Source organism: Clostridium ljungdahlii DSM 13528 (assembly GCF_000143685.1).
GTDB lineage: Bacteria > Bacillota > Clostridia > Clostridiales > Clostridiaceae > Clostridium_B > Clostridium_B ljungdahlii.
The window spans coordinates 169,513-182,614 of the sequence record NC_014328.1; the positions used below are offsets into that span (position 1 = coordinate 169,513).

Genomic DNA, 13,102 nt, shown 5'->3' on the forward strand with positions numbered 1-13,102 from the left:
TATTGTTAAATACTGTGAAGGAAAGAGTAGTAAATTAGTTTGCACAAAGAGAGTCGGCAGATTTTGGTGAGAGCCGAATGCAATGAAATTTATGAATATGGCTCTAGAGTATATCGCTTGAAATAATAGTAGAGTGGTACGGTAGTAACCGTTACATTACAAGGTAATGAATAGTTACTTAATGATGCTTTTATTGTGAAGTAAAAGTAAAGTAGAGTGGTAAAGCGTAATTTACGCCTCTATGTGGAAAAAATTTTTCCATATGGGGGTTTTTTTATATGAAAAAATAATTAGAAATACAATAAAACTAGAAGAAAAAGGGAGAGAAAAACATGACCAAGAAAACTTATTATATTACTACGCCAATTTATTATCCATCTGCAAAACTTCATATAGGAAACACCTATACTACTGTAGCAGCAGATGCTCTTGCAAGATTTAAAAGGCTTACAGGTTATGATGTTATGCTTTTGACAGGAACAGATGAACATGGACAGAAGATTCAGAGGTTAGCTGAAGCAAAGGGTGTTACTCCTATAGAATATGTAGACGAAATAGTGGCTGGAATTAAAAAGTTGTGGGATATGATGAATATAAGCTATGACAAGTTTATACGAACTACAGAGGACTACCATGTTAAGGCAGTTCAAAAAATATTTAAGAAATTGTATGATCAAGGTGATATATATAAGGGAAGTTATGAAGGGTTATATTGTACACCTTGTGAATCCTTTTGGACAGAAACCCAAGCAGCAGACGGTAAGTGTCCTGATTGTGGAAGGCCAGTAGAAAAAACTAAAGAAGAAGCATATTTCTTTAAAATGTCAAAATATGCGCCTAAACTTATAAAGTATATTGAGGATCATCCTGACTTTATACAGCCTGAATCTAGAAAAAATGAAATGTTAAATAACTTCTTAAGGCCTGGACTCCAGGATTTGTGTGTTTCTAGGACATCTTTTAATTGGGGAATACCTGTAACTTTTGATGAAAAACACGTGATATATGTTTGGATAGATGCTCTTGCAAATTATATAACAGCTCTTGGATATGGCAGTAAAAATGAAGAATTGTATAATAAGTATTGGCCGGCAGATGTACATCTAGTTGGTAAAGACATACTGAGATTTCATACGATTTATTGGCCTATAATGCTTATGGCATTGGGACTTCCTGTTCCTAAAAAGGTATTCGGACATGGATGGCTTTTGGTAGATGGGGGAAAAATGTCAAAGTCGAAGGGAAATGTAGTAGATCCTGTAGTTTTAGTAGATAATTTTGGTGCAGATGCTGTTAGATATTATCTATTGAGAGAAATACCATTTGGTTCAGATGGATTGTTTAATAATGAAATATTTATAAAAAGAATTAATGCAGATTTAGCTAATGATTTGGGAAACTTGTTATCTAGAACTTGTGCTATGGTTGAAAAATATTTTGATGGAGTAGTACAAGAACCAACAAAAAAAGAGCAAATTGATGATGAACTTATAAAGTTAGCATTAGAAACTCCTGAAAAAGTAGAAAAGAATATGAATGATTTAAGAATACCAGAAGCTTTAGATAATATATGGGATCTTATAACTAGATCAAATAAATATATAGATGAAACTACACCATGGATATTAGCTAAAGATGAGTCTAAAAAAGATAGGCTTGGAACAGTGCTTTACAATCTTTTAGAGTCACTTAGAATAATATCTATATGTGTTTCTCCATATTTACCTGAAACAAGTGCTAAAATGTATAAACAACTTAATACAAACGTTGTTTCCTGGGATAGTATAACTTCTTTTAATGGAACCAAGGCTGGAACAAAGATAAGCAAGGGAGAACTATTATTTCCTAGAATAGATGTAGATAAAAAAATAGAGGAGTTAAATAAATTAAAAGAAGAAAAAAAAGCAGCACAGAATTCCAATGAAAAATCTTTAAAAAAACAAATAACTATAGATGATTTTGATAAAATAGATTTAAGAGTTGCTAAAGTTTTAAAATGTGAAAACATAAAAGGATCCAATAAACTACTTAAATTTCAACTTCAAATGGGAAAGGAACAGAGGCAGGTAGTTTCAGGAATTGCAAAGTATTATAAGCCAGAAGAGCTTGTGGGCAAATATGTAGTATTTGTAGCGAATTTAAAACCTGTAAAATTGAAAGGCGAAATTTCAGAAGGAATGATATTATCTGCAGCTTCAGATGATGATAGTAAATTATCCATACTATCACTTTCTGATGAAATCCCAAGTGGAAGCACAGTAAGGTAATGTGAATTTTATGTAATTCAACTTTGGAACATAAGAAATTTTGATTTAATATAAAAAGTTGCAAAGCAAAGCTTTTGAAAATAACAAAGTTCAAATAGCAAAGAACAGATAAAGATAATTTCCCTCGTACCTCAGGAAATCTATAATTTAAATATTTTCTGATGTTAGAAAGAAAATTATCCTTATTTGATATTTGAACTTTGAACTTTGTTCTTTAAAAAAATTGCTTTGCAATTTTTTTAAACTGCGAAAGAATTTAAAATTAGGTTAGGAGAAAATCATATGGAACTGAACATATTTGATGCCCATGCGCATTATGATGATGAAGAATTTGACGAAGATAGGGACAAAGTAATAGAAGAGTTGAAAAAAAACAATATAGTTGGAGTATTAAATTGTGGGTCTTCTATTGAAGGAGCTAGAGCATCTGTTAAATTAGCGGATAAACATGATATGTTTTATGCAGCAGTAGGAGTGCATCCTGAATATTCAGACATATTTACTGATGATATATTAGAAGAATTAAAAATTTTAGCTAAAAATAAAAAAGTAAAGGCAATTGGGGAGATAGGGCTTGACTATTATTACAAAGAAAATCCTCCGAAAGAAGTACAAAAAGCTGTATTTATAAAGCAGATGAAATTAGCGGATGAATTAAAATTACCAGTAATTATACACGATAGGGAAGCTCATGAAGATACTTTAAATATAGTAAAACAGTTTAAGAATGTTATTGGAGAAATACATTGTTTTTCTGGAAGTGTTGAAATTGCAAGGGAATTTTTAAAATTAGGATATTACATAGGATTTACAGGGGTAGTAACTTTCAAAAATGCAAAGAAAGCTGTTGAAGTTGCAAGGGAAGTACCCTTTGATAGAATTTTAGTTGAGACAGATTGTCCCTATATGGCTCCGGTTCCTTTTAGAGGAAAGAGAAATAGATCTGAATATATAAAATTTATTATAGCTAAAATAGCTGAAATCAAAGGCGTAGAGGATAGTAAAATAAGCCAATTAACAATTTTTAACATGAAACAGTTGCTTAATATGGTAAAATAGTGTAAAATTAAAGAGAGGTTTTATTAAATCTATTTTTAGTAATAAAAAAACATTTAACAGCATAATTTATATAATAGGCACTTTAAACCACCAAAAAATAGCATAGACTGTAAGTTGAGTAGGGAACTCTAATTAGTAGATTTAATGCGAGTTATTTACTCATGAAGTATAATATCGGAATCATAAATAATTATTTTATTTATAGTTTTATGCACAAGGCTGCATTTAACATTTTATAACAGTCTTAATGCAGAGTGATATTTGACATGATTTTGGGTTCCATTTATAATGGAGTATGTCGCTCTCGCCCAGAGGAGGTATTTTTATGGTGGAAAAGTTTAAGACTTACTTGAAAAAATATTTTCCAATTGGCCTTAGAGTAGAAATTATTGCAGTTGTAATTTTATCTGTTTTAATCGGAGTAATATTTAGTACAAGAAAGACAATAGTTGTTTCAGTAGATGGAAGAAGTAAGAAGATTACCACGTTTTGTAGTACCTATAGAAAAGTTCTCGATAATAGTGGAATTAGCATAGGGCCTAAGGATAAAGTGAAGCCTAGTCTAGACAGTAGGGTGGAGAATAACACCACGTTGAAAATCAAAAGAGTAGTAAAAGTTAAAGTAGAAGCTGACAATAAAAAGTTGAATTTAGAGTCTGCCGAGGATAATGTTGAAGATATGTTAAAGGCAGAAAAGATAGGAATTTCAAAACTTGATATAGTATATCCATCCAGGAAGCATGAGTTGAAAAAAGGAATGAATGTAGTAGTGACTAGGGTTAAAACAAAAGACATAAAAGAGGACAGACCTATAAACTATGACACAATTTTGAAAAGTGACGAGCAGGTTGAAAATGGAACTAAAAAGGTTGTGCAAGAAGGACAAAATGGAGAGAAGGAGACTGTGACTAGGGTTGTATACCAAAATGGTAAAGAGGTTTCGAAAAAAGTAATTAGCGAAATCATAAAAAAGCAGCCGGTACAAAAAGTTATAGCCATAGGAACATTGACTAATTATACTCCGTCTAGAGGAACTAATCTTAACTATGTTGAATCACTGCAAATGAGGGCAACTGCATATACTGCAGATTATGCCAGTACAGGTAAGAATCCTGGAGATCCAGCATTTGGTATAACTGCATCTGGCACTGTAGCCAGGAGAAATAATGGAGATTATAGCTCAGTAGCAGTTGATCCTAGAGTAATACCACTTGGTACGAAGCTTTATATAGAAGGTTATGGTTATGCTATAGCAGAAGATACAGGTGGAGCTATCAAGGGAAATAGATTAGATTTATTTTTTGATTCTAGCTCAGAAGTAGACAACTGGGGTGTAAGATGGGTTAATGTTTATGTAATTAGGTAGGAGCATATGCTCCTATTTTTTCTTTTAATTTTATGAAAATACTTTCGAGTATAAGTATAAGGTATCTATTATCTATAATAATAGATTTAATAAAATAGGAGGACATTTATGATTAAGGAAGTAATAGTGGTTGAAGGAAGAGATGATATAACTGCAGTTAAAAGGGCGGTTGATGCTCAACTTATAGCTGTAGGGGGTTTTGGAATAAATAAAAAAATTATAGATAAAATAAAAGAAGCTCAAAAAAGACAGGGCGTCATAGTGCTTACGGATCCGGATTTTGCAGGAAATAAAATAAGGCAGATTATATCTAAAAGGGTAAAGGGAATAAAGCATGCTTATATATCTCAGAAAGATGGTATAAAAAATGGAGATATTGGGGTTGAAAATGCTTCCCCAGAAACTATAATAAAGGCTTTAAAAAATGCCAAGTATGAGGTAAAGGAAAAAAGAGAGGAATTTGAAATAAGTGATATGGTGTTCTTTGGTTTGACAGGAAAATCAAATTCCAAGGCGAAGAGGGATATGATGGGAAAAGAACTTGGAATAGGATATTGTAATACTTCTCAGTTTTTAAATAGACTAAATGATTATGGAATAACAAAAGAGGAATTTAAAAAGGCTATAAGTAAAGTAAATAATATAATAGACAAGGAGAAGTACAATGAATGATTTATCTACTGCAGATGTAGTAAAAAAATATGGATTTAAATTTTCAAAAAGTTTAGGGCAAAATTTTTTAATAGACAATACAGTATTGGATGACATAGTAAATAGTGCTGATATAAGTAAAGAGGATTTTATTATAGAAATAGGACCTGGAGTGGGAACTTTAACAAGAGAACTTTTAAAAAAAGCAGGTAAAGTATGTGCTATTGAATTGGATTCAGATTTAATTCCAATTTTAAAGGAAGAACTAAAGGACTTTAAAAATTTTGAGTTGATACATAAAGATGCGCTTAAAATAGATTTTAATAAAATAATAGATGATGAAAAAAATGTGAAAATTGTTGCAAATTTACCTTACTATGTTACAACTCCTATTATTACACGACTGCTGAATGAAAACTACAATTTTAAAACTCTTACTATAATGATACAAAAAGAAGTGGGTGAGAGAATCTCATCAGAACCTAATTGCAAACAATATGGAGCACTTTCGATTCTAGTGCAATATTATTGCGATGTTGAAGTAATAAGAAAAGTAAGTCCTTTATCGTTTATTCCAAGGCCCAAAGTGGAATCTATAGTTATAAAGTTAACCAAACTTGATGAACCTAGAGTTAAGGTGAAAGATAAAAAATTATTTTTTAAGGTAGTAAGATGTTCATTTAATATGAGAAGAAAAACTCTCTGGAATGCTGTAAAGACCTTAAAAGTTCCTAAAGAAGATATGGAAGCTGCTTTTAAAAAAGCTGAAATTGATGAAAAGAGAAGGGGCGAAACGCTATCTATAGAAGAGTTTGGAAGACTATCTGATTGTATATATGACATATGTATACATTAAAATGCGACATGTTTTTGAAGATAAGTTAAAACTATTTGTTCACTTTTTGAAAGTTATCTCATATATTATAATGAATATAATATATGGAGGTATAGAAGTTGGCACAAAAAAAGAGTTATAGTAGATATTTTATAATATTACAAGAAGATGAAAAAGGATACTCTTTAGCTTCTGACAAAATTGCTTCAGGATATGCAAAGTTGGAGATGAAAAATGATAAGTGTAAAATATCTTATTATGTACAAAATTTAAAAAAAGAAAAAACACCCTATTACATGATGTTAATATGTAATAAAAAAGATATAAAAAATATAATCAAAATTGGTGAAATGAACATAGATGATTATGGAAGAGCAGATATAAGTTATGAATATGCTGCAAATGATGTAGCAGGAAGTGGTATAGCTATGGATAAGGTGTCAGGAGCTGCTATAGTGAGAATGGTGGATGATAACATAATATCTGTAATGAGCGGGTTTGCAAGTACGGAAATACCTGAGTGGAAAGCATTTCCCGTATCTCAAAATAAAAACAAAGATTTAGAAGAAACCGAAGTAAGTGAAATAGAAAAATCTGAAAAAACTGAAACAAAGAGTGTGTTTGATCAGTATGAGGATATTATAGAGAAAGCCAAAGAAGACGAAGAAGAAGTTAAAGAAAATATAGAAATAGAAGAAAAAGATTCGTATAGAGAAGAACAAGAAGAAGAGCAAGAGGAATCTGAGGAAGTTAATAAATCGGAAAGTGAAGAACAAAATAAGGAAGTTCAAGTAGATGCTGAAGTGATGGAAGAAGAGATTATCGAAGATAACTCAAAATCTAATGATACAGGAAAAAATGAAGACAGAAACATAAATTCTAAAGAAGATAGAAATAATGATAGCTCAATATATGTGGATAAATCCCGACTACGATGCCATAAAAAATTAAACTTAAATAGATGTCAGAGAGAATGTGAAAAAGATAATGTATCTAGAAGTTATCCTAAAGGTCCAGAAGGAAAGTTTTTTACACAACTTATGAGTGGCTTTAAAGAAATAAAAGATATAAATAAGGAATTAAAAAGGTGTGTATGGAATAAGGTACCTGTAAGTTCTATGGATGATATGTATAATATAACTGATTATAATAAATATTCTTATATATATTATCCTATGGTACAATATTATCCATATATAAAAAAATATAATTATTATCTAGCAGGTTATAAATGTGATAAAAATGACAGGGTAAAATATTTGATATATGGAATTCCGGGAACTAAAAGCAGAAAGGATCAACCTTATGGAGGAAAATCTGGATTTGTTACGTGGATACCCCTAAAGGATAAAGACACGATGGGCCATTGGCTTATGTTTTATGACTTTAGAGCAAATACTATAGTAATACCTGTTAGAAAGTAATATTGGTCACTTATTATGAGATTAATAGTAATAGATAAAAAAAAAATTGGGGTTACTATAATTATAATAGGACTTATGATAGTGCTTTTAGGACTTGAAAAAAATTTTGATATGAGGTTAAAGTTTACAGCTCTTATTCAAAATAATATGGAATCTCTTACTCAATATAAAGGTCTGGAAGGCAGGTTACTATATAAGCTGCCATCACGATGGACCTGTAGAAATCAGGACACATTTGGAGATGAAATATTATATCATAGTGATTTTAAGAGTGATGACAATGCCATAAATGGTTTTGTAGAAGTATGGAATTTAAAAGGTGACTTAAAATTATTTTTACAAAATAGCAAGAGTATATCCGAAAAACAAAATTTGTACAAAGAGTATTCTATAAAACAAATTTGTATGAATGGCAGAAAAGGATATTTACTTAAGTATACAATTACAAAGGAAATCGGAGATAGTTATAAGTGTATAGAATACTTTACAGAAGAAGGAAAACAATTTTGCAGATTTTCTTTTTTTGTAAAAGAATCAAATTTCAAAGAAAACATGCCTACTATATTTGAGGTTATTGTTAAAACTTTAGAATATAATTAGAAAATATAAGGTTTATCCCCTTCAGGTTTATTATATGAAAGGGGATTTTTTTATACTAATTATGGTATAATAATCATAGATTTCATTAAGATAGAAAGGGGTGAGAATCCCTCGCTGTATACTAGAATGTATTTGTAAATATAATTTTTACATATTAAATTCTTAAAAATTCTGCAGTGGGTGAAAACATTGGACAAGATTACCAAAAAAAGATTAAATATATTTATAATATCCTGCATTTTAATACCTGTAACCTTATTGTGTGGATGTAGTAAATTGGATCAATTAAAAGTTAAGGCAGGTTTAAAAAATTCAGATTTTGAATATATGAAACAGCAGGGAAAAGTTAAACAGATAATTATTCAAAATACAAGGGATCAGGGATTTAAATTTGTAGTTACTGATCAAAGTACCATTAAAAATTTGTACGATATACTATCTTCTGCTAAAAAAGTATCAAAAAAATCATCATTGGATCCTGATTATGTATTCGAAATAGATGAAGGAAACAATAAAGTTCACAAGTTTAGTTATATAGCAGGACTTGATAAGAAAGATTTAGGAAATCTCTATAGCAAAGGTCAAGTATATATAGTATCAAATAGAATAGACAACGATATGATAAATAATTTTTGGAATACAAGGATGCCGCCAAGTGACTTTAAATCTGTGTACTATGGGTCCATAATGGATACGTTAAATAAATATTTTAGTGAAAAGGATAAAACTAAGAAAATAGGAATAAATTTAAAAGATGATATAGAGGCACAAAGATTTATACTTTCCACTGAACAGGAAGAATTTAAATCGGATCTTACTAGTAAATTTAAAAATGCAAACATTGGAAATAATGATGAAGATAATTATGATGTATGGGTAACAATAAAGACAGAAGGCTATAAATCCACATTGTATAAAATGACTGTTACACTTTTTGATAGACAAAATCAAAGTGAGAAGGTTTATTATGTACAGGATACATACAGCAGTGGCGGATGGAACAAGAGCATATCGGAAAATAAGCCTAATGGTTTTTAAAAATATAGGAAATGTTGCTTAAAATTTAATGTGGATTAACTATATAAAAGGAGGAGAAATGATTTGAGTAATTGCGATGGTTGTTCAAGTAAATCAAAGTGCAGTAAAGAGGATAAAGGTGGATGTAAATACATATTGCCTAAGTATGGGAACGTAAAGCATATAATAGGTATTATGAGTGGAAAAGGTGGAGTAGGTAAGTCTACAGTTACGGGAATAATGGCATCAAAATTAAGAAACTCTGGATATAAGGTGGGAGTACTTGATGGAGATATAACAGGTCCATCTATGCCTAGATTTTTTGGAATAAACGATAAAAGGGCGGATATACTACAAGTGGGGGAAAGTGAAGAAATAAAGTTTTCTCCAGTAGAATCTTCTTCGGGAATAAAAGTTATATCCTTAAATCTTTTGACAGAAGAGGAAGAACAACCTGTTATATGGAGAGCACCTATGATAACAGGAGTGTTAAAACAGATGTATTCAGATACAAGTTGGGGAGAATTAGATTATTTGCTTATAGATATGCCTCCAGGTACTGGAGATGTAGCTCTTACTGTAATGCAGGAAATTCCAATGGAAGGTGTTATAATAGTATCTACTCCTCAGGATATGGTATCTATGATAGTAAAAAAGGTTGTTATAATGGCAGAAGACCTAAAGGTAAATATATTAGGTGTAGTAGAGAATATGTCCTATGTTAAATGTGGAAAATGTGGTGAAAAAGTAAGGCTATTTAGTGAAAATTCAGCGAAAGAACAAGCTGATTATCTTGGATTAGAACTTCTTGCTGAAATGCCCATAAATTCTGATTTGGTAAAAAATATGGAAGCTAAGAAGGCAGAAGAATACATATCAAAATCATTGGAATATAATGATTTACTTAATAACTTTATAAAAAAATTAAAGTAGAAATTATTATAATAAGCATTATTTTTGGGATAATATAAAGTGTACTTTAAAGTAACTAATTATATAGCGAGGAGTGAAAACTTGTTATTAATAACAGGGAAATAGTATGAAAGCTGTAGTTGATAAAGACACTTGTATAGGATGTGGGCTATGTCCAAGTATATGTCCGGAGGTTTTTCAGATGGATGATGACGAAAAAGCTAAGGCAATTGAAGATAATGTCCCAGGAGAAACAGAGGACGCTGCGAAAGATGCAGAGGACAGTTGTCCTGTTTGCGCTATTAAGGTAAATTAAGAAAAGGGGATTGTGTAAAAAATTACATAATCCCCTAAACTTTCAAAAACTATTTGTGATAAAAATGTACCACAGTTTTTCACACAGCATATCAATTAGGGTTAAAACAAAACTGGATGCTGTTTATACTTGTCATTTAATGTAACTTCAGATATTGGATGGATATTTATTCTATCACCTATTTTAGAATCGGGTGGTAAATGAGTAGCTCCCACATTAGCAGTAGTACCATCCTGAAAGCTTACAAGTGCGTCTGTAATATTCATATCAATTATTTTGCCGATCATGAAAGTCCTCCTAAAGATAAGATTATATATGTTATTTTTATCTGTATTTTTAAATATTATTCCTAGAAATTTTATCTTATAGGTATTTGATGCATTTCAATTAAAAAGTGTGCTTTATAGGTTTTTATAGGTTTAAAGTAAAAATAAAGCTCAATTTATAAATTGCTTTTTTATATATGGCAAGGTATAATAATCAAGTCGTTTATACAATATATAGTAGTTGGGAGGAAGGTATATGCTACATGTTGTGAAAAGAGATGGTAGAAGGGTTCCCTTTGATTCCATTAAGATAACCAATGCCATAAAAGGATCTTGTGATGAAATAGGTTTTGATTTAAAAGAAAGTGAATTTATTGATTTAACTCAAAAGGTCACAGAAAATATAGAAAATCTTAATCTTAAGGAAGTAAATGTAGAAGATATACAAAATATAGTTGAAGAAGTACTTATGAAGAAAGGCTATGTTAAAATTGGGCTAGCTTATTCAAATTATAGAAGAGAACGAAATGATATAAGAGAAATAAAGTCTGATCTTATGAAGGCTATTGATAAAATAGGAGTTCAAACAGACAGGGATAATGCAAATGTTGGAAATAACTTTAGTGCAAAGCTCTTGAGGATTGCCAGTGAGTCTAACAAGTGGCATAATTTAGCTACAATGCCTAAACATTTAGCTAAGGCTCATGAAAATGGTGATATATATTATCATGACTTAGATTCTTATAACTTAACTGTAAATTGTCTTCATATACCAACAAAGGAAATGCTTTTAGATGGATTTAATACAGGATATGGAAATATAAGGACTCCTAAGAGAATAGAATCTGCTGCAGAACTTTCTTGTATATTACTGCAGTCAGCACAAAATGATATGTTTGGTGGACAGTCTCACCCAGACTTTGATAATGATATGGCCATTTTTGTTGAACCTACAAGAAAGGAAATATTGAAGAACCTGAAGCAAATGGGAGTAGGAGAGGAAAAAATAAAAGATATTTCTGAAAAGAAATTAAGAAGAAGTATAGAACAGGCTATGCAGGGAATAATCTACAATCTTAATACCATGCACTCTAGGGCAGGATCACAGGTACCTTTTAGCTCACTAAATATAGGTATACCAACCTCAAAGGATGCAGCTCTTGTATGTGAGGTATTTTTGACGGAATATGAAAAAGGACTTGGAAGAGGAGAACAACCTATATTCCCTAATATAATATTTAGGGTTAAAAAAGGCGTAAATAAGAATCAGGAAGATCCTTATTATTATTTATTTAAAATTGCATGTAGGGTAGCTTCAAAGAGAATGAATCCTACTTTTATGAATTTAGATGCTGATTTTAATAAAGCATATTATGATAAAGGTGTAATACCTGCAACTATGGGATGCCGTACCTATGTCTGCTCAAATGTAAATGGAGATCCAGGGGTAAAGGGTAGAGGTAATATAGCTCCTGTTACTATTAATTTACCTAGGCTTGGAATTTTATCTAAGGGAAATGTAAGTAAATTTTTTGGATTATTACAAGGAAAGTTAGAGTTAGCAAGGGAATCTTTAATGCATAGATATGGTATTCTAAAGAGGCTCAGAGTTAAAGATTTACCTTTTGTAGCAGGTCAGAAACTTATGAAAGGTGCAGAGAACTTAAAGTCAGAAGATTCGATAGAACCAATATTGAAGCAGGGTACTTGGGCTATTGGGTTTATAGGACTTGCTGAAACATTAATTGCATTAACTGGGAAACATCATGGTGAGGATGAGAGTTCAAGGGAACTTGGGATAAAGATAATTACATATATAAGAAATTATACAGATAAACTTATAGAGGAAACACATTTAAATTGGAGCTGCTATGCTACACCAGCTGAAGGCTTAAGTGGAAAGTTTATAGTACATGATAAGAAGATATTTGGAGAAATACCTGGAGTTACAGACAAAGAGTATTATACTAATTCCTACCATATACCTGTAGGATATCCAATATCTATAAAAGACAAAATTGATATAGAGGCTCCTTATCACAAACTTTGTAATGGAGGTCACATAAGTTATATAGAAGTTGATGATTATCCATCGGAAGAGGTTGTTAAAAGTATAATTGACTATGCCTACGATAATACAAATATAAGTTATATAGGGATAAACTTTCACATAAGATATTGTAAAGAATGTGGAACCTATATGCACGGGGAAGATGTCTGTCCTAAATGTGGAAGCAACAATATACAGGGTATATCAAGGGTTACAGGGTATCTATCTTTAGATGAAAGATTTGGAGAAGGTAAGACAGCAGAAAGAAGGGATAGAATATCCCAGGGAAGTAGCAAACATGTATATTGCTAAATCTCAGTAGTTAATTAAGCCATGCAT

Annotated in this window: 11 protein-coding genes, 1 pseudogene and 1 other annotated feature; of the genes and pseudogenes, 11 read left to right on the plus strand and 1 reads right to left on the minus strand. The window is 30.9% G+C overall.

Annotated elements, in window-relative coordinates:
• Positions 1 to 5 precede the first annotated feature (5 nt).
• Positions 6 to 244: a binding site (T-box leader), on the plus strand.
• 85 nt (positions 245 to 329) lie between these two features.
• The 10 genes and pseudogenes from metG to CLJU_RS00885 form a co-directional block, all read left to right on the plus strand.
• Positions 330 to 2,267 (plus strand): annotated as a pseudogene (metG, locus tag CLJU_RS00840) (methionine--tRNA ligase); the annotation flags it as partial.
• Positions 2,268 to 2,549: 282 nt separating this feature from the next.
• On the plus strand, positions 2,550 to 3,326 hold the full coding sequence (locus tag CLJU_RS00845; protein ID WP_013236864.1) for a TatD family hydrolase: 777 nt from the start codon (positions 2,550 to 2,552) through the stop codon (positions 3,324 to 3,326).
• Between the two features lie 325 nt (positions 3,327 to 3,651).
• Positions 3,652 to 4,692, plus strand: a complete 1,041-nt coding sequence (locus tag CLJU_RS00850) for a 3D domain-containing protein (RefSeq protein WP_013236865.1) — start codon at positions 3,652 to 3,654, stop codon at positions 4,690 to 4,692.
• Between the two features lie 108 nt (positions 4,693 to 4,800).
• Positions 4,801 to 5,364, plus strand: a complete 564-nt coding sequence (gene rnmV / locus CLJU_RS00855; RefSeq protein WP_013236866.1) for a ribonuclease M5 — start codon at positions 4,801 to 4,803, stop codon at positions 5,362 to 5,364.
• Positions 5,357 to 6,199 (plus strand): 16S rRNA (adenine(1518)-N(6)/adenine(1519)-N(6))-dimethyltransferase RsmA, encoded by an 843-nt coding sequence (rsmA, locus tag CLJU_RS00860; RefSeq protein WP_013236867.1) that lies wholly within the window; start codon positions 5,357 to 5,359, stop codon positions 6,197 to 6,199. Before rnmV ends, rsmA begins: the two co-directional genes overlap by 8 nt.
• A gap of 98 nt (positions 6,200 to 6,297) precedes the next feature.
• On the plus strand, positions 6,298 to 7,602 hold the full coding sequence (locus CLJU_RS00865; RefSeq protein WP_013236868.1) for a DUF7922 domain-containing protein: 1,305 nt from the start codon (positions 6,298 to 6,300) through the stop codon (positions 7,600 to 7,602).
• 15 nt (positions 7,603 to 7,617) lie between these two features.
• Entirely contained in the window at positions 7,618 to 8,202 is a 585-nt protein-coding gene (locus tag CLJU_RS00870; RefSeq protein ID WP_013236869.1) for a hypothetical protein, read from the plus strand.
• A 180-nt stretch (positions 8,203 to 8,382) separates the two neighbouring features.
• Positions 8,383 to 9,240 (plus strand): YhfM domain-containing protein, encoded by an 858-nt coding sequence (locus tag CLJU_RS00875; RefSeq protein WP_023162533.1) that lies wholly within the window; start codon positions 8,383 to 8,385, stop codon positions 9,238 to 9,240.
• Positions 9,241 to 9,303: 63 nt separating this feature from the next.
• On the plus strand, positions 9,304 to 10,152 hold the full coding sequence (locus tag CLJU_RS00880; RefSeq protein WP_013236871.1) for an Mrp/NBP35 family ATP-binding protein: 849 nt from the start codon (positions 9,304 to 9,306) through the stop codon (positions 10,150 to 10,152).
• Positions 10,153 to 10,258: 106 nt separating this feature from the next.
• Entirely contained in the window at positions 10,259 to 10,447 is a 189-nt protein-coding gene (locus CLJU_RS00885) for a ferredoxin (RefSeq protein WP_013236872.1), read from the plus strand.
• 101 nt (positions 10,448 to 10,548) lie between these two features.
• On the opposite strand, the gene CLJU_RS00890 is transcribed toward CLJU_RS00885, so the two are convergent.
• On the minus strand, positions 10,549 to 10,734 hold the full coding sequence (locus tag CLJU_RS00890; protein WP_013236873.1) for a hypothetical protein: 186 nt from the start codon (positions 10,732 to 10,734) through the stop codon (positions 10,549 to 10,551).
• A gap of 235 nt (positions 10,735 to 10,969) precedes the next feature.
• On the opposite strand from CLJU_RS00890, the gene CLJU_RS00895 reads away from it, so the two are divergent.
• Complete coding sequence (locus tag CLJU_RS00895; RefSeq protein ID WP_013236874.1) at positions 10,970 to 13,075, plus strand: anaerobic ribonucleoside triphosphate reductase; 2,106 nt, start codon at positions 10,970 to 10,972, stop codon at positions 13,073 to 13,075.
• The last annotated feature ends 27 nt before the right edge of the window (positions 13,076 to 13,102 follow it).